Here is a 16,911-nt window from a genome sequence, read left to right as displayed (position 1 = left end):
GCCGGTGGGAACCTCCGTAAGGCCGCCTTGCATCACGGTTTACCCCGAAGAGCCATGCTTGGCCTTCCGCGACTCGGGGGGAGCGGGGCGGTTCCCCTATGACGCGCGTGACCGTGCGCGCAGCCCGTATCCGGTCATGCCGCGCGGTTTGTACACGGCCAGGGCCGTGGCCGCGAGGAGGACCAGCAGGCCGCCGCCGGAGTGGAGCGCGTGGGTGGGATCCCGCAGCGCGTCGGGCACGGCACCGGACGGGGACGTCCGCGTGGTCACGTCCGCGACGTGGCCGATCGACCGCGCGTACATCAGCAGGACCGGGGTCGCCAGGACGGTCAGCAGGAGTTTGGCCAGGACCCAGTAGTGCCGCAGCAGACCCCACGCGGTGCCCAGCGAGCAGATCACCCCGGTCAGCAGCGAGACCAGGCTCGCGGGGACGATGACGAACCCCACCGTCAGCTCCATGGCCGGATACACGGCGCGGACCGTCTGGGCATCGTGTCCGGTCAGGGCGGTGACGGCGAGCACCAGGTAGACGACGACCGCTCCGAGCCAGCCCACCGAGGAGACGATGTGCGCGGTGAGCGCGAACCTGCGGGCGCGCGGGGTCAGAGCCATCACCGGCCGTCCGCGGGCAACGTCCGGCCGTCGAGGCCATGCGGCGATCCGGGGCTGTGCGCGGCGCCGGAGGGCAGGTGACGGCCGGGGCCGTGCTCGCCGCCGCTGAGGAGCATCACCAAGACGGCCAGCGCGACCAGGGCGGCCGCGGTGATTCCGGAGATCTTCACCCAGCGCGGTATGCCGGGGTCGGGCGCGTGGCCGGCTCCCGTTCCGGGGGAGTCGTCGGCGCCGGGGCGGGGGGAGGGATCGGTCATGGGGCGTCATCCTCTGTTGGGCTCGTCGAGTGGGCCGATATTTTTCAATACACTCTGTCGCTATCAACGCACACTGTACAGACTTTGTCGTCACGCATACTGGGGTGGTGCCGAAGCTGTGGAACGACACGATCGCGGCGCACCGCCGTGCGGTACGCGACGCGACCCTGGACACCACCGCGGCGCTGGTGGCCGAGCACGGCCCGGCGTCGGTGACCATGTCCCGGATCGCCGAGCGGACCGGCATCGGACGCGCGACGCTGTACAAGTACTTCCCCGACGTCGAGACGATCCTGACCGCCTGGCACGAGCGCCAAATCGCCCGCCACCTGGACCACCTCGTCGAGATCCGCGACCGGACCGACGGCCCGGGAAAGCGGCTCGAAGCCGTCCTGACGGCCTACGCGCTCCTCTGCCACGAGCACCGCGAACACCACCGCACCGAGATCGCGGCACTCCTGCACCAGGGCGAGCACGCCCTGCGGGCGCAGCAGCACCTGAGGGACTTCGTGCGGGACCTGCTCGCCGAGGGCGCGGAAACGGGCGCCATCCGCGGCGACATCGCACCCGGCGAACTCGCAAGCTACTGCCTCCACGCCCTCACCGCGGCCGGGAGCCTGCCCTCCAAGGCGGCGGTCCACCGACTCGTCGCGGTCACCCTGGCCGGACTGCGCCCCCCACGCTGACCAGTCCCCCCACCTTGGGGCCCTCGCTTCCCGGACCGGGCGACTGCACGGCCTGAGCATCGGCCCGGCCGGCGACACCGGCCATGCCACAGGGCACCTCGGCGTGCTCCGACCGGCCGGTGGAAAGCGGCCCGAATGGTCGACCGCCCCCAGAACACCATGCACCTCGCCGCGGCCGGCCCGTCCGCCTCCCCGACCGGCCACCCCTTCCGGTACCGGCCACGACACCTACCCATCCGATCCGGATCTGGGCCGCACCGCTGACGCCGGCCACACCCGACAGACACTCTCCAACGAAGGCGCAGGCGGTCTCCATGCCCTGCGGCACGGCTACCCGATCGACCTTCTTCCTGTCGCCCCCACCCGCGTACCGCGGACGGCGCCGACGCGGCGGCCCTTCCCGCGCAGACGGTCGTGCACCTCGGTGCTCAAGCCCTTGTCCCGCCGGCGGCGGAGGAAGGCGTGGACACCATTCCCCGGGGGGAGTCCGTGGGCATCGCCCGCCACGTGATGCCGCCCGCGGCCAGGGGACAGGTCCCGGCTTCTCCCGGCACACCGATGGCCGGGTCCGGTGGGCTTACCCCACCGGGGTACCCTCTGATCGGAAGACCGCGACAAGGGAGGCGTGTGGTGAGGACGGGGAGGCAGGGGCTCGTCGCCTGGGCCGTCCGTCTGGCCCTGCTGTCCGCCGTCCTGTTCGGCGTCGTCACGATGCACTCCTTCGGTCACCCCACCGAGCACAGTCCGCCGTCCGACTTCGCCTCCTCCGCCGGCCAGGCACTCGACGCCCATGCCGACCACGCCGCCCACCTGTCACCGGGCACTTCCGACGATCTGCCCGCAGCGGGCGGCCCGGCAGCCGGCTGGACGCTGGACCCGTTGTCGGTGTGCCTGGCCGTGCTCGTGGCGTGGGCCGCCGCCCTGCTGACGGCCGAGTGCCGCGCGCGTCGGGCCACCGACCGCCTGGGCGCCGTCCGCACGCGCCTTCTGCGCGCCCTGTGGCCGGTGCCTCCGCCCGGAGGCCGGATACTCCTCGCCCGGTTGTCGGTGCTGCGCCTGTAGGAGCGCGTCCCGCCGCTCCCCTTCGGGAACGGTCTCCGCGCCCTCCTCACGCATCGACACCGACACGAGGTGCACTCCCCCATGCGCACAACCACCCGCCGCGCCGTGCTCGGCGCGGGGATCGCCGCTGCCGGCAGCGGCCTGCTCGCCGCCTGCACCGGCTCCTCCCCCCACTCCGGCCACGACAACAAACCCTCGTCCGCGCCCCAGGGCGACTACGTCTCGCCCGACGGCCGGGAGGTCGCCGACGCCGAGGCCGGGCGCAACCCCGGCCCCGAGCAAAAAGTGAAGCTCACCGCGGTCCAGACCCGGCTCGACCTGGGCGGCCCCACGGTCAGGACCTGGGCCTACGGCGACCGGCTGCCGGGCCGGGAGATCCGCGTCACCGCCGGGGACACCCTCGCCCTCACCCTCGCCAACCACCTGCCCGAGTCGACCTCCGTGCACTGGCACGGGCTGGCGCTGCGCAACGACATGGACGGCGTGCCCGACCTGACGCAGCGGCCGATCAAGGCCGGGGCCTCCTTCGAGTACCGCTTCGCCGTCCCGCACCCGGGCACCTACTGGTTCCACCCCCACTCCGGCGTGCAGCAGGACCGCGGGCTGTACGCGCCGTTGATCGTGGAGGACCCCAGGGAGCCGCTGCGGTACGACAAGGAGTGGGTCGTCGTCCTCGACGACTGGGTCGACGGGGTCGACGGCAGCACCCCGGACGCCGTGCTCGCCGAACTCAGCCAGGGCATGGACCACGGCGACATGAGCCACGGCGACACGGACCACGGCGGCCACGACATGAGCGGCATGTCGGCATCCGGCGCGAAGTCGCCGTCCCCCGGCGCCTCCGGGCCGTCCCGGATGCTGATGGGCTCGCGCAGCGACCTGCTGGGAGAGGACGCGGGCGATGTGGCGTATCCGTACTACCTGGTCAACGGCCGCACCGCCAAGGCCCCGGAGAGCTTCCGAGCCAAGCCCGGCGACCGCATCCGGATCCGGATCGTCAACGCGGGCGGCGACACGGCGTTCCGGGTCGCGCTCGGCGGCCACAAGATGACCGTGACCCACACCGACGGCTTCCCCGTTGAGCACGCGATGACGGACGCGCTGCTGCTCGGCATGGGCGAGCGCTACGACGTCCTGGTCACCGCCCAGGACGGCGTCTTCCCGCTGGTCGCCCTCGCCGAGGGCAAGCAGGAGACGGCGCTGGCACTGCTGCGCACCGGGAGCGGCTCCGCGCCGGGCCCGTCCGTCCGGCCGGCCGAGCTGTCCGGAAAGGTGCTCACGGCCGACCGGCTCACGGCCGACAAGAGCGTGCGCCTGTCCGACCGCAAGCCGGACCGGACGGTGAAGCTGCGCCTGACCGGCGGCATGGCCAAGTACGACTGGGGCTTCAACAACAAGAAGTACGACCCGTCGCAGCGCCACCCGATCCGCGCCGGCGAACGGGTCCGCCTGGTCTTCACCAACACCACGACCATGTGGCACCCCGTCCATCTGCATGGCCACACGTTCGCCTTCGCGGACGGCGGTCCCCGCAAGGACACCGCGATCGTTCTGCCGAAGAAGACCCTCACCGTCGACTTCGACGCCGACAACCCCGGGCTGTGGATGGTCCACTGCCACAACGTCTACCACGCCGAGGCAGGCATGATGACCGTCCTCGGCTACCGCCGGTAGAGGCCGCCCCGGACGGAACGCCGCACGCCCTCACCCGCGGGCACCTGCCCGCCCCGGCCCGGCCGCGTCGCCTCGTGGCAACCCACCACCACGAGGCGGCGATCGCCGCGCCGGTCCTTCAACGGTTCCGGCTGCACCGGACCACTCCGCCGTGACGACCGTCCGAATTCCGTTTCCCCGCTTTCCCACCGATCTGCATGGGTGCCTGTCATGTCACGTTTCCCGTTCGCTTCCGACCACCCCGGCATACCGCGGCGCGCCGTGCTGGCCGGCGCCGTGGCCCTTACCGCCCTGGCCGTCTCCGGCTGCGGCCGGGGCGGCGATGACGCCGAGGCGGCCGCCGCCCAGGGTGATCAGCGCCTGACGCGCCTGGCTCCCGCCGAGCGCGAACCGGCGCCGGACATCCGGGGCGAGACGCTGACCGGTGAGCCGGTCGCGCTGGCCGACTACCGCGGCAAGATCGTGGTGATCAACGTGTGGGGCTCGTGGTGCGCACCCTGCCGGGCCGAGGCACCGCACCTGCGGAAGGTCTCCGAGGACCTACGCGATCGGGGCGTGGCCTTCCTCGGAATCAACACCCGCGACGCCACCAAGGAGGTCGCCCGCCGGTTCGAGAACACCTACGGCATCGCCTACCCCAGCCTGTGGGACCGGCAGGGGCGGCAGCTGCTGAAGTTCAAGGGCACCCTGCCGCCCTCGGCCATCCCCACCACGCTGGTGATCGACCGCCAGGGCCGGGTCGCCGCCCGGGGCCTGCAGGGCCTGTCGGAGGCGGAGCTGCGCTCGTTGATCGACCCGGTCCTGAAGGAAGGCTGAGACGTGTTGCTGGCCCTCGACCTCGACGGCACCGTGCTGACCGGCTCGATGCTGCTGGCCATCCCGATCGCCGCGCTGGCCGGATTGGTGTCCTTCTTCTCCCCCTGTGTGCTGCCGCTGGTGCCCGGCTACCTGTCCTACGTCACCGGGGTGACCGGGGCGGATCTCGCCGAGGCCCGGCGCGGCCGCATCCTGGTCGGCACGCTGCTGTTCCTGGCCGGGTTCACCGGCGTGTTCGTCTCCTTCGGCGCCGCCTTCGGCTACGCCGGGAACACCCTGCTGGAACACCAGGACCTCCTCATCCGGGTGCTGGGCGCGCTGACCATCGTGATGGGCCTGGCCTTCATGGGCGTCATACCGTGGCTGACCCGGCGCGAGTTCCGCATCCACACCAGGCCGGCCGCCGGGCTGGTGGGCGCGCCGATGCTGGGAGTGCTGTTCGGGCTGGGCTGGACCCCGTGCATCGGCCCGACCCTGGCCGCCGTGCAGGCGCTGGCGTTCAGCGAGGCCAGCGCCGAGCGCGGGGCGCTGTTGACGGTGGCGTACTGCCTGGGGCTGGGCGTGCCGTTCCTGGCCGCCGGGCTGGCCTTCCGCAAGGCGATGGGCGTCTTCGCCTGGGTCAAGGCCCACTACCAGTGGGTCATGCGCGCCGGCGGCGGCATGATGATCGCCATGGGCGTGCTGATGATCACCGGCGTCTGGGGCTACTTCATCAGCTATATGCAGTCCTGGACGGCCGGTTACACCATCGGCATCTGAACCCACCGGTCGCGCCGGTACCACCGCGACCGTTCCCCGCCCGATCGATGCGAAGGATCGTGAAGACGACCGGGACACACCCGGACGCCTGCGACCTGCCGTGCCTGGATCTGACGGTGGCCGAGGATCTGCGCACCCGCATGCCGCCCCGGCCCGGGACCGAGCCCGCCGCCGCGGCCGCCGAGGCGCCGGCCGACCCGACCCGGCTGTCGGTGGCCGCGGCCCTGGCCGAGGGCGGCGAGCTGTGCGTGTGCGACCTGGCCCGGACGAGCGGCCCGGGCCGGAACCTCGTCTCTCACCACCTGCGCCGGCCGCGCGGCGGGGCCGGCCGTCTCCCGCCGGGAGGGCCGGCCGGTGTTAGCCGCGCTCACCGACCGCGGCCATGCTCTGGTCAGGGCCGCCCTCAGCCCGGCCCTGGCCGCACCCCGTGATCCTGATTGGGTCCGAAACCACGCTGCACCACACCCGAGCTCTCCGCTCGTCCGCCGCCGTCGGCGCGGTCCTCCTGACCCGGCTGCACCGGCACACCCCACACCACGGCATGCAGGACCCCGCAGCGGTCACCTCGACCAAGGACTGCCCGTACCGGGACACCGAGCTGGAGCACCCCTTCCCCCAGCCCGACCCGGTGTCGACCGACACCTCCGGCAAGCCGCTCGACCCACGCGAGCAGACCGCGGGGAAGACGATGCCGGTCTTCTTCGGCTACACCAACTGCCCCGATGTGTGCCCCAGCACCATGGGCGACATCTCCATGGCGCCGGGCAAGCAGCCGACGGAGGTCCGCGACGCTGTGGAGGCCGTCTTCCTCCAGAACCTGCTGATGTCCGGCGCCATCCTCGTCACCCTGGTGCCGCTGGCCGCCACCGGCCTGCTGGGCTTGGCGGCCGTGGTCGCCACCCACGAACTGGCCGAGGTCCTCGTCATCGGCAACGGCATCCGCGCCGGACGCAAGAGCCGCCTGCCCCACCACGCCCCGCTGCGCGCGGCCGCCCAGGCCCACACCCTCGCCCCGTCCCCGCAGCGGGCCGGTGCGGCCCTGGCCGGAAGGGTTCTGCTGCCGATCGCCTCCGGCGCCGCCGCCCCCGGCCCGGCCCGCGCCACGCGGGCCCACCACGGCCGTGGCGGGCGGCGCGCTCCTCGCCTGCGCGGTGCCCGCCTATCGGGCTGGCCGATCTGGGCGGCCTGCTGGTGGGTGGCCGCCGAGGCCGTACGCTCGCGGGTGCCGCTGGGCGGCTTCCCCTGGGGACGGCTCGCCTTCAGCCAGGCCGACTCCCCGGCCCTGGGCTGGGCGTCCCTGGGCAGCGCCCCCCGCAGTGAGCGCCCTCGTAGCCCTCGCCGCGGCCTGCCTCGCCGCACTGCTCACCGCCCCGCCCGCCCACCGGCGAAGAGCAGGCGCGGGCCTGGTGGCGGCCGCCATGGCGGAGGTGAGGATGGTGCAGATGCCGTCCTAGCCGCAGGCGGTGGGATCGGTGGTGGCGGCCCGGTCGGCGAGGGCCCGCAGGACCGCGCGGGTGGCGGGCGAGTTCGACCATCCGACGGTCGATGTCGTCCAGGTACTCGTGGATCAGGCGGGTGACGTGGGTGCAGGGGGCATGGCCGTCGTCGCGCAGGGCCAGGCCGTAGTCGTCGAAGGCTCCAGAAGTTCTGCTTCAAGGACGGCGGCCGCCGCGCCCCGGGCCTGCTGGTGGAGTTCACCGACATCGGCTACGCCGAACTGGACTGCCAGCCGCGTCGAGGCGGGGCTGAACTCGGCGAGGTCGCGCTCGATGGCGGCCTTGGGCTTGGCACCGACGATGGTCTTCACGACCTCGCCGCCCTGGTAGACGTTCATCGTCGGGATGGCCATGATCCCGTACCGGGCGGCGGTGGCCGGGTTCTCGTCGATGTTGAGCTTGACCACGGTGAGCCTGTCGGCCTGCTCCCCGGCGGGAGAAGGTCGTACAGAGCCGTGACCGCCCGCCCGAAGACGTTGCCCGCAGACCGCCTTGCCACCTGGCAGGCGCCGGCCCCGTCCGGGCACCTGGTACAAGACGAGGACGCACCGCTCTCCAGCCCGATTCACCTCCTGCCCCACACCCCAGAGGGGAAGCCGCCCCCGCCACCGAGGACGTTTTCCGCCGACTGGAGACCGGGGAGTCCCCTGGCAGCGTGCTCTTGGACGACGGAGAAGCCGGGGCGGCGTGACCCACCGCATCCGGTTCACCCCCCGATGCCGAGGCCGCGCGCCGGGCGAGGCCCGCAGCCCAGCGCAGCGCCTTCGACCGCGAGATCCGCGCGGACGCTGGGCACCGACCCCTACGGCCACGGGGCGACCGCCCGCAGAGAGAAGGACCGGCGCGAACTCGTCATCGCCGGGGCCATCGTCATCTACTACCTCTTCCAGGCCGTGGCCACGGTGACGGCGGTGACCATTGTCAGCGCCTGACACGTCGGCCCCTGACCCCCAATCGGCCGGCGGCCGTACCGCTCGACGGCAGGTGCGGCCGTCGTACCCGAGCCACCACCGCCAGGGCCACCGTGTCGGCCCGGTGCGTCGGCATCGGGGACCACCCACGCGGCGGTGGGAGGAACCGCCAGCCGACGGGCTCCTCGCCGACAGGCCGTGGGGAGCGGAGGGCGGGCTGGCCGCGGTGGACACGGTCAGCTGTGGCCGACGGGGCACTGGCCGCGGCCGAGGGCTTTGGCCTGGGGGTCGAGGTAGAAGTTGGGGCGCTGGTCGGCTTGGTCGTAGTAGCGCTGGTGTCTGCGGACGGTCAGGTGCAGCAGGCGCAGCCGGGGCGGCAGCCGCAGGCGTCCGTCTCGGGGTGTGCGGGCGGTGTGGGCTCGGTGCCCCGGCCGCCGACGGCCAAGGGCAGGAGCACCTTCCCGGACGGGTTCGGCGCGGTCGTTGCCAGGCTTGGGACGGGGATGTGGGCGTGGTCCGCGGTGCGCAGTGGCCGGTGGTGGGGCAGCCGGGTGCGGCGTCCGGCGCGGATACCGTTGCCGATGACCAGGACCTCGGCCAGTTCGTGGGTGGCGACCACCACGGCCAGGCCCAGGACACCGGTGGCCGCGAGTGGGACCAGGGCAACGAGGATGGCACCGGACGCGACCAGGTTCTGGGTGAAGATGCGGCGGGCGGCGCGGGTGTGGGCGATCGCGTCGGGCAGGCGACGTATATCCTCGCCCATCAACGCCACATCGGCGGCTTCGATGGCGACGTCGCTGCCCATGGCGCCCATCGCCACGCCGGCGTCGGCCGTGGCCAGGGCGGGGGCGTCGTTGATGCCGTCGCCGACCATGGCCACGGGTCCGAGGGCCCTCAACTCGGCGACGATACGGGCCTTGTCCTCGGGCAGCAGTTCGGCACGGACGTCGGTGATACCGGCGTCGGCGGCGATCGCCGCGGCCGTGCGGGCGTTGTCGCCGGTGAGCATGACCACGCTCACGCCCTGCCGCTTGAGCATGCCGATCGCCTCGGCCGCCTCGGGCCATACCTCGTCGCGTACGGCGACGGCGCCCAGCAGGGTGCCGTCGTGCTCGACGAGGACCACGGTGGCTCCGGCGTCCTGCAACCGGCTCGTCTCATCGGCGAGCGGGCCGGTGGCGATGAAGCCGGGTTTGCCCAAGCGGGCCTTGCGCCCGTTGCCGGGTACCGCCTCCACATCCGTTGCCGGGGTCACAGCGGTGGGGTCGACCGCGGCCAGGACCGCGGCGGCGAGCGGGTGTTCGCTGCGAGCCTCCAGCGCGGCGGCCGTGGCCAGCACCTCGTCGCGGGTCGCGCCCGGCGCGGTCACCACGTCGATCACGGCGGGTTCGTTGCGGGTGAGGGTACCGGTCTTGTCGATGGCCACGACCTTGACCTTGCCCAAGGCTTCGACTGCTGCTCCGCCCTCGATGAACACGCCGGCCCTGGACGCGGCTCCGATGGCCGCGACCACCGCGACCGGCACCGACAGGGCGAAGGCGCACGGCGCGGCGGCCACCAGGACGACCAGCGCCCGCTCGACCCACACGCCCGGGTCCCCCAGCAGGCTGCCCAACACGGCGGTCAGGGCGGCCAGTACCAGGGCGGCGGGGACCAGAGGTCGTGCGAACCTCTCCGCCATCCGCTGGCCGGCGCCCTTGCGCTCCTGTGCCTCGTGCACGGTGTGCACCAGCTTCGCCAGGGAGTTGCCCTCGGCGGTGGCGGTGGCGGTGATCTCCAGCACGCCGGGCCCGTTGACGGTGCCGGCGAACACCTCCGCGCCGGGGCCGACCTCGACGGGCACCGACTCGCCGGTCACCACCGAGGTGTCCAGCGCACTACGCCCGGAGGTCACCACGCCGTCGGTGGCGATCCGCTCCCCGGGCCGTACCAGTAGAACGTCCCCGACCCGCAGGTCGGCGGGGGCCATCTGGGCCTCGGTGCCCTCGCGCAGCACGGTCGCGGTGGGAGGCACCAGGCTCAGCAGGGCCCGCAGGCCGTGCTGGGTGCGGGCCACCGCATAGCCCTCCAGGCCCTCGGCCACGGAGAACAAGAACGCCAGCGTGGCGGCCTCGCCGACCTCGCCGAGCGCGACCGCACCGATGGCGGCGATGGTCATCAGCAGCCCGACCCCGAGCCGGCCGCGCAGCAGGGCCCGCAGCGAGCCGGGCACGAAGGTGGCCGCGCCGATCAGCAGCGCCGCCCACTGAAGGCCCGTCTGTGCCGACTGGCTCGGCAGCACCAGGGCCACCAGCAGCAGCACGCCGGAGACCGCGGTCGCCTGCAGTTCCCGGACCTGCCAGACCGCCGCGGGAGGCACGGCGCCCGCTCCACCCGGCTCGGTGCCGGAGACGACGGTGGGGCTGTCGGTTCCGCAGCACGCATCAGCCACGACGCACCTCCGCAGCGTCCAAGGGGGATTCCGTCACCGCGCCGGCCTGCTCGTCGGCCTCGCAGCGGTAGTCGTCGGGAGCGCACGGCTGCCCGGCAGGCGGCCGGCTCGGGGCATCGGCGACCGATCGGTTGGGCGGTGGACGTCCCCGACTCCGGCTCGCGGTGGGCCCTGATGGCGGTGGCGCCCAGGGCGTCGGCCTTATTTCAGGACCGGCGGGCCGCCCGGGTGCCGCGCCGCCGAGCGCGCCCACCTCCTGTCCCAGTCCTGGCCGTGGCCGCACACCCGCACCCATACGGTGATGCTCCGCCTCGCGGTACGCGACCACGACCTGCGGAGATCCTCGGTCAGCTCGTGCGCCTGGCGGTGGCCGCGCCGGGTTCGGCGGCCGGGGAGCACCCCACCGGCCGCACCCGGGCCGGACCCGCCACGCCCCTGCCCATCCCCGACGATCTCGCCGCGCTGCTGACGTCGGCCGGAGTACCGCTGGAGGCATAGAGGGGGAACGGGCCCCCGTGCGGCGCCCCGGGTGCTCAGCCTGCCGGAGCCTGTCGCCCGCCGCGGCGGCTGCGCGCCGCGGCGACGGCGGTGCCCGCCGCGGCGATGGCGGCCAGGGCGGCTTCGGGGAGCGCGCCGAGGCGGGTGGCGGGGGTGAGCCAGGAGCGGCGGGGCACCCGGGCGACGAGCGCGTCGGCGGTGAAGAGGTCGGTGCGCTGGGCGACGGTGCCGTCGGGCAGGATGACGGCGCTGACCCCGCTGGTGACCGGAACGAGAACGGCGCGGCTGTGTTCGACGGCGCGCAGACGGGACATGGCCAGCTGCTGATAGGTCATCTCGGTGCGGCCGAAGGTGGCGTTGTTGCTGGGCACGGAGAGAATGTGGGCGCCGGCGGTCACGGTGTCGCGCACCGTGTCGTCGAAGGCGGTCTCGTAGCAGGTCACCAGGCCCACCCGGGTGCCGGCCATGTCGAAGACCCCCACCTCGCGGCCACGGCCGAAATCCCGCCGCACACGGTCGACGTCGGAGCTGAAGACCCTGGCCAGGGGCCGCAGGGGGATGTACTCGCCGAAGGGCTGGATCCGGCGCTTGTCGTACTCCTGGACCGACCCGCGGCGGGGATCCCACAGGATCTGGGTGTTGCGCAGGGGCCCGGTCTCGGGGGTGAGGACGGCGCCGATCGAGGTGGGGGCGCCGATGGCGGCGACGGCCTGCTCGATGACGGCGCGGGCGTCGGCGTTGCGGTAGGGGTCGAGGTCGGAGGAGTTCTCCGGCCAGAGCACGAAGTCCGGGCGCGGAGCGCGGCCCGCACGGACGTCGTCGGCGAGTTCGACCGTGCGGCGGGCGTGGTTGTCGAGCACCGCGCGCCGCTGGTCGTTGAAGTCCAGACCGGCGCGGGGCACGTTGCCCTGGATGACGGCGGCGGTCGCGGTGCCGTCCTGGGCTCGGGTGCTGACCAGCGGCAGCGCGGCGAACGCCGCGGCCACCGGGGCGGTGACGCACCCGAGGGCCGCCAGCGCTGCGGCTCGGCGACCGGATCGCCGCAGGTGGCCGGTGAGGTCGGCCAGCGCGAAGCCGGCCAGCGCGACCGCGAAGCCGACCAGTGGGGTGCCGCCGACCGCGGCCAGCGGCAGGAACCACCCCTCGGCCTGGCCGAACGCCACCTTGCCCCAGGGGAACCCACCGAACGGCACACGGGCGCGGGCCCCCTCGACCGTGACCCAGACTGCGGCCGCCCATATCGGCCACCCCCGCAGCCGGCCCACCAGCGCCACACCGGCCCCGGCGGCGGCGATGAAGGCCGCCTCCACCGCGGCGAGGGCCAGCCACGGCAGGGGACCGACTTCTTCGCCGGTCCACACCAGCAGTGGCAGGAAGAAGCCGAGCCCGGCCAGGTAACCGCCCACGAGCCCGTCCCGCAGCCGCCGGCCGCGGATGCCGCGGGCGAGCAGCGCGAAGGCCACCGGCGCCAGCCACCACAGCGGTCGCGGCGGGAAGCTGGCATAGAGCAGGAGCCCGGACAGCACCGCCTGGGCCGGGCGGTGCAGTCCCCGTATCCGGCGGGCGCCGCGGGTCCCTGCGGATCCGCCCGGCTCCGCGGGGGGCCGTCTGTCGGACGTGGCAGGGGTGACGGCGGTCATGCGCTGCCGTCCCGATGCCTCGGAAGGGGCTTGTGAGGGGTCACTGCTGCCTCGCGTCTGTGTGCACGCCCCGGGTCAGCAGCGGCAGGTCGTGGGCGAAGTCGTCGACCGTGGTGCCGCTGGTGTACACGACCCGGCCTTGGTTGTCGTCGGGGGTGAAGGCGATGACCTGGGTGCCGTGGTCGGAGGTGACGGTGCCGTCGTGGTGCTTTGTGGGGTCGTCCACCGAGATGCCGACGCCGAGCGCGGCCTTCTTGACCTTGGCCAGGTCGCCGGAGAGGCCGGTGAAGTTCTCGCCGAAGGCGGCCAGCCACGTGTCCAGGCTTTCGGGGGTGTCGCGTTCGGGGTCGGTGGTGACGAAGACGACCTCGACGTTGTCGCGCACGCTCTGGGGCTGGCGGGCCAGGGCGGTGGAGAGGTCGCCCATGGTGGTGGGGCACACGTCGGGGCAGTTGGTGTAGCCGAAGAAGAGCAGCACCGTGCGGCCCGCGGTGTCCTTGCGCAGGTCGAACGGCTTGCCCTGGTCGTCGGTGAGCTGCAGGTCCGGCTTGGCGAAGGGGGTGGTGAGTTCCGTCCCCTTGTACGGGGAGGCGTCGTCGGCGCGGGAGACGCCGGGCTTGGCCTCGCCCGGCGGGGCGGGGGCGTCCTGGCCGCAGGCGGCCAGGGTGAGAGCGGCGGTCAGCGCGAACGCGGCCGCGGCGGCTCGCCGGGCGCGGGGGGTGCGCGGATTCATCTGGTGGTGTCCGTTCGTGTGGCGCGGGTGGGCCGGGTCAGGCCGGCGTGGCGGTGGTGGGGGCGAGCAGCGTGGACAGCAGGGCGTGGCCGCGGTCGGTGAGGGTGTACATCACCAGCCGGCCGTCGCGGCGGGAGGCGGCCAGGCCGGCGGTGCGCAGGTGCCGCAGGTGGTGGGAGACCAGGTTCTGGGCCTGGCCGACGACCCAGGCCAGGTCGCACACGCACAGCTCCCCGCCCGCGGCCAGGGCGGCGGCCACCGTCAGGCGGGTGGGGTCCGCCAGCGCCTTGGCGGCCGCGGCGGCCTGTTCCAGGGCGGGCAGCGGCGGCATGCGGGTGCGGATGTCCTCGGCGACCGGCAGGTCCAGGCACAGCAGATCACAAGAATCCGCGTCCGGCCGTTCCACGTTCACTGCAGGTGTCCTCATTCGGTGTCTTGTCGGTGTCCGCCCGGGCTCGGGCCGTGGCGCGGCCGGGCGGTTGTCAGATGCCGACGGTGAAGCCGGCGGACCAGGACTGCATCTGGCCGATCAGGTAGCTCCACACCCCGGTGACCATCAGCAGGCCGGTGGCGATCATCATGCCGCCGCCGGCGCGCATCACCCACTAGTAGTGGGCCTTGACCCAGGCGAAGACCCCGAGCGCCTTGCGGAACGCCAGGCCCGCCGCCAGGAAGGGCAGCCCCAGCCCGGCGCAGTAGGCGACGGTGAGCACCGCGCCGCGACCGGCGCTGGCCTCGGTGAAGGCCAGGGCCTGGACGGCGGCCAGGGTGGGGCCGATGCACGGGGTCCAGCCCAGACCGAACAGCACTCCCAGCATCGGGGCCCCGGCCCATCCGGCCGCCGGGCGGCGGTGCAGCCGCCACTCCCGGTTCATCCCCGGCAGCACCCCCATGAACGACAGGCCCATGGCGATGGTCGCCGCCCCCAGTACCCGGATCAGGATCTCCTGGTGTTCCAGCAGGGTGTTGCTGGCGTAGCCGAACGCGGCGCCGAAGGAGACGAACACGGCCGTGAACCCGGCCAGGAACAGCAGCGTCCCGCCCAGGATGCGGCCGCGCCGGGCCTCGGCGAGGTCCGCGCCGCTGATCCCGGTGACGTAGGACAGGTAGCCGGGCACCAGCGGCAGCACACAGGGAGAGAAGAACGACACCGCGCCGGCCAGGGCGGCGATCGGCAGTGCCAGCAGCAGCGACCCGGTCAGCACGGTGGTCTCCACACCGGCGGCGATCTGCACGGCTCAGCCCTCCTTCAGCACGGGGTCGATCAGCCAGCGCAGCTCGGTCTCGTCCAGGGCCTTCAGCGCGCGGGCGGCGATCCGCCCCTTACGGTCGATGGCGACCGTGCTGGGGATCGCCGAGGGCGCGAGGGTGCCCTTGAACTTCAGCAGCTGCCGCCCGGCCGGATCCCACAGGCTGGGGTAGGTGATGCCGTAGCTCTCCTCGAAGTTCAGCGCGTTGTCCCTGGTGGCGTCCCGGGTGTTGATCCCGAGGAAGACCACGCCCTGGTCCTTGGTGGCCTGGGAGACCTTCTGCAGGTGCGGTGCCTCGGCCCGGCACGGCGCGCACCACGAGCCCCACACGTTGAGCACCACGATCTTGCCGCGAAAGTCGGCCAGCGCGAGCTCCTCGCCGGTCAACGTCTCGCCCCGCACATCCGGTGCCGCCTGCCGGTCGGCGGCCGGGATGTGCAGCAGTTGCCGCCGGTCGGCGGCCTCGCCGCCGGAGGGGGCGTCCTCGGACTGCGGGGCGCAGCCGACGGCCGCGAGCACGGCCAGCGGCAGAGCGGCAAGGGCGGTGCGGCGCGGTATCCGCGCACCTCCGCGGGAAGAAACGGTCATCACAGGCACCTTCGACGGGGACACACAAAGTGGGCGGGGTCAGAGGAGGGTGGTCCAGTACAGCCAGAACCGCTGAAGGATCAGCACGGCGATGGCCAGGTACCAGCAGGTGAGCACCACCCCGTGGTAGCCGGCCACCACGCTCGCCGCCCGCCGCACCCCCCGCGGCACGGGCAGCCGCCCGCGGGTGACGGCGTGCACGGTGGTGTACCAGAAGACGGGGATCATCACCGCCCAGACGGCCATGCAGTACGGGCACAGCGCGTCGATCCGGTACAGGCTCTGGAAGATCAGCCAGTGCACGAACCCCACACCGAAGACGACCCCGGCCTCAAGCCCCCACCACATCCAGCGCGGCAGCACCGCGCCGGTCCACAGCACCACCCCGAGCGTGGTCACCACCGCGAAACCGGCGATGCCCAGCAGCGGGTTGGGGAACCCGAACACCTCCGCCTGCGGCGTGGCCATCACCGACCCGCAGCTGAGCACCGGGTTGATGCTGCACGACGGGCGGTAGGAGGGATCCTTCAGCAAGGCGATCTTCTCCACCGCCAACGCGAAGGCGGCCAGGAACCCGACCGCGCCTCCGACGGTCAGCACGACCGCCAGCATCCGCCGCCCCACCGGAGCGGCGCCCTCGACATCGGGCGCCCGGCCCGGGGCGGGCGGCGCGGCGACGGTCACTTGGCCAGCTCCGCCTCGATGGCCGCCTTGAAGTCCTCATACGAGGTGATCTCGGGCCGCTGGCCGTTGACGAAGAACGTTGGCGTGCCCTGCACCCCCAGCATCAGGCCGTCCCGGCGGTCCTTCTCCACCCGCTTCGCGGTGGCCGGGTCCTTCCAGTCCGCCTCGAACCGCTTCATGTCCAGCCCCAGCTCGCGGGCGAAGCCGCGGAAGGTCTCCTCGTGCGAGACCTGCTGATCCCCCCAGCTCTCCTGCGTTTCGTACATCTTGGTGTACATCGCCTCCAGCTCCCCCTGGGCGGCGGCGGCCTCCACCGCGCGGGCGGCCAACTCGGCGTTCTTGTGGCCGGGGAGCGGGAAGTACCGGATCACGAACGTCACCCGGCCCTCGTACTCCTCACGAAGCTGCTCCACGACGGGGAATGCGGCCCGGCACGACTCGCACTCCAGGTCCAGGAACTCCACCACCGTCACCTTGCCGTCCTCCGCCGTCGACAGCCGGTGACTGTCCGGGCGGACCAGCACCGACGCCGGAGCGACCGCCGTCCCGTCCGACGCCTCCGCGGACGCCTCCGGGGTGCGGTTGGCCGCCAGCAGCGCACCGACGACCGCCAGGACGACGGCGACCAGCGCGAGGGAGATCTTCAGGTTCTTCGTCATGAGCCTTCAGCCGATGAGAGGACACGAACACGGGCACACGCGCCTCCCCCACCGGCACGGCACAGCGGCCACCGGCGACGCATCGACACACTAACGGACGTTGATATGTCACTTCGTCGCGCCCCTGCGCGAAGCCGGACGAGGGGTCCGCT

Annotated in this window: 17 protein-coding genes and 3 pseudogenes; 9 read left to right on the top strand and 11 right to left on the bottom strand. The window is 73.1% G+C overall.

Annotated elements, in window-relative coordinates:
* Positions 1 to 96: 96 nt before the first annotated feature.
* Together IF47_RS0125465 and IF47_RS28270 are read right to left on the bottom strand one after the other, a co-directional pair.
* Positions 97 to 612, bottom strand: coding sequence for a membrane protein (locus IF47_RS0125465; protein WP_031511354.1), 516 nt, complete (start codon positions 610 to 612; stop codon positions 97 to 99).
* Entirely contained in the window at positions 612 to 869 is a 258-nt protein-coding gene (locus IF47_RS28270) for a hypothetical protein (RefSeq protein WP_037733363.1), read from the bottom strand. Before IF47_RS28270 ends, IF47_RS0125465 begins: the two co-directional genes overlap by 1 nt.
* Positions 870 to 976: 107 nt before the next feature.
* Between IF47_RS28270 and IF47_RS0125455 the strand changes: the two genes are divergently transcribed.
* The 7 genes from IF47_RS0125455 (at position 977) to IF47_RS31755 (ending at position 7,445) form a co-directional block, all read left to right on the top strand.
* Complete coding sequence (locus tag IF47_RS0125455; RefSeq protein ID WP_031511352.1) at positions 977 to 1,555, top strand: TetR/AcrR family transcriptional regulator; 579 nt, start codon at positions 977 to 979, stop codon at positions 1,553 to 1,555.
* Between the two features lie 630 nt (positions 1,556 to 2,185).
* Positions 2,186 to 2,617: a hypothetical protein gene (locus tag IF47_RS0125450; protein ID WP_078592123.1), complete on the top strand. Its 432-nt coding sequence runs from the start codon at positions 2,186 to 2,188 to the stop codon at positions 2,615 to 2,617.
* Between the two features lie 81 nt (positions 2,618 to 2,698).
* Positions 2,699 to 4,291 carry a multicopper oxidase family protein gene (locus IF47_RS0125445; RefSeq protein WP_031511350.1) on the top strand — a complete coding sequence of 531 codons (1,593 nt, stop codon included), beginning with the start codon at positions 2,699 to 2,701 and terminating at the stop codon, positions 4,289 to 4,291.
* Positions 4,292 to 4,501: 210 nt separating this feature from the next.
* Positions 4,502 to 5,107, top strand: a complete 606-nt coding sequence (locus IF47_RS0125435) for a TlpA family protein disulfide reductase (protein WP_051718221.1) — start codon at positions 4,502 to 4,504, stop codon at positions 5,105 to 5,107.
* Between the two features lie 48 nt (positions 5,108 to 5,155).
* Entirely contained in the window at positions 5,156 to 5,866 is a 711-nt protein-coding gene (locus IF47_RS0125430) for a cytochrome c biogenesis CcdA family protein (RefSeq protein ID WP_078592122.1), read from the top strand.
* A gap of 47 nt (positions 5,867 to 5,913) precedes the next feature.
* Entirely contained in the window at positions 5,914 to 6,297 is a 384-nt protein-coding gene (locus IF47_RS29825) for an ArsR family transcriptional regulator (RefSeq protein WP_342667293.1), read from the top strand.
* A complete protein-coding gene (locus tag IF47_RS31755) occupies positions 6,294 to 7,445 on the top strand; it encodes an SCO family protein (protein ID WP_245641240.1) in 1,152 nt (383 codons plus the stop codon). Before IF47_RS29825 ends, IF47_RS31755 begins: the two co-directional genes overlap by 4 nt.
* A 162-nt stretch (positions 7,446 to 7,607) precedes the next feature.
* Here IF47_RS31755 and IF47_RS31750 read toward each other — a convergent pair.
* Positions 7,608 to 7,796 (bottom strand): annotated as a pseudogene (locus tag IF47_RS31750) (thioredoxin family protein); the annotation flags it as partial.
* 282 nt (positions 7,797 to 8,078) lie between these two features.
* Here IF47_RS31750 and IF47_RS28265 point away from each other — a divergent pair.
* Positions 8,079 to 8,294, top strand: a complete 216-nt coding sequence (locus IF47_RS28265) for a hypothetical protein (protein ID WP_037733362.1) — start codon at positions 8,079 to 8,081, stop codon at positions 8,292 to 8,294.
* 328 nt (positions 8,295 to 8,622) lie between these two features.
* On the opposite strand, the gene IF47_RS0125405 is transcribed toward IF47_RS28265, so the two are convergent.
* The gene (locus IF47_RS0125405) at positions 8,623 to 10,707 is read right to left on the bottom strand and encodes a heavy metal translocating P-type ATPase (RefSeq protein WP_078592112.1); all 2,085 of its coding nucleotides are present in this window, start codon (positions 10,705 to 10,707) and stop codon (positions 8,623 to 8,625) included.
* Between the two features lie 256 nt (positions 10,708 to 10,963).
* Here IF47_RS0125405 and IF47_RS32195 point away from each other — a divergent pair.
* A pseudogene (locus tag IF47_RS32195) lies at positions 10,964 to 11,205 on the top strand (DUF3703 domain-containing protein).
* A 35-nt stretch (positions 11,206 to 11,240) separates the two neighbouring features.
* Here the strand turns inward: IF47_RS32195 and lnt are convergent.
* The 7 genes and pseudogenes from lnt to IF47_RS0125365 all read right to left on the bottom strand — a co-directional run bounded on the left by lnt (position 11,241) and on the right by IF47_RS0125365 (position 16,759).
* The gene (gene lnt, locus IF47_RS0125395; RefSeq protein ID WP_031511343.1) at positions 11,241 to 12,845 is read right to left on the bottom strand and encodes an apolipoprotein N-acyltransferase; all 1,605 of its coding nucleotides are present in this window, start codon (positions 12,843 to 12,845) and stop codon (positions 11,241 to 11,243) included.
* A gap of 40 nt (positions 12,846 to 12,885) precedes the next feature.
* A complete protein-coding gene (locus IF47_RS0125390; RefSeq protein ID WP_031511342.1) occupies positions 12,886 to 13,578 on the bottom strand; it encodes an SCO family protein in 693 nt (230 codons plus the stop codon).
* 37 nt (positions 13,579 to 13,615) lie between these two features.
* Complete coding sequence (locus IF47_RS0125385; protein WP_031511341.1) at positions 13,616 to 13,990, bottom strand: ArsR/SmtB family transcription factor; 375 nt, start codon at positions 13,988 to 13,990, stop codon at positions 13,616 to 13,618.
* A gap of 70 nt (positions 13,991 to 14,060) precedes the next feature.
* Positions 14,061 to 14,813: pseudogene (locus IF47_RS28255) on the bottom strand (cytochrome c biogenesis CcdA family protein).
* Positions 14,814 to 14,816: 3 nt separating this feature from the next.
* Positions 14,817 to 15,416 (bottom strand): TlpA family protein disulfide reductase, encoded by a 600-nt coding sequence (locus IF47_RS0125375; RefSeq protein WP_031511340.1) that lies wholly within the window; start codon positions 15,414 to 15,416, stop codon positions 14,817 to 14,819.
* A 39-nt stretch (positions 15,417 to 15,455) separates the two neighbouring features.
* A complete protein-coding gene (locus tag IF47_RS0125370) occupies positions 15,456 to 16,100 on the bottom strand; it encodes a vitamin K epoxide reductase family protein (protein ID WP_031511339.1) in 645 nt (214 codons plus the stop codon).
* Positions 16,097 to 16,759, bottom strand: coding sequence for a DsbA family protein (locus IF47_RS0125365; protein ID WP_031511338.1), 663 nt, complete (start codon positions 16,757 to 16,759; stop codon positions 16,097 to 16,099). The genes IF47_RS0125370 and IF47_RS0125365 overlap by 4 nt, the downstream gene beginning before the upstream one ends.
* Between the last annotated feature and the right edge of the window lie 152 nt (positions 16,760 to 16,911).

This window comes from Streptomyces megasporus (genome assembly GCF_000718985.1).
Classification (GTDB): Bacteria; Actinomycetota; Actinomycetes; order Streptomycetales; family Streptomycetaceae; genus Streptomyces; species Streptomyces megasporus.
This window is presented reverse-complemented; position numbering and strand designations above follow the sequence as displayed.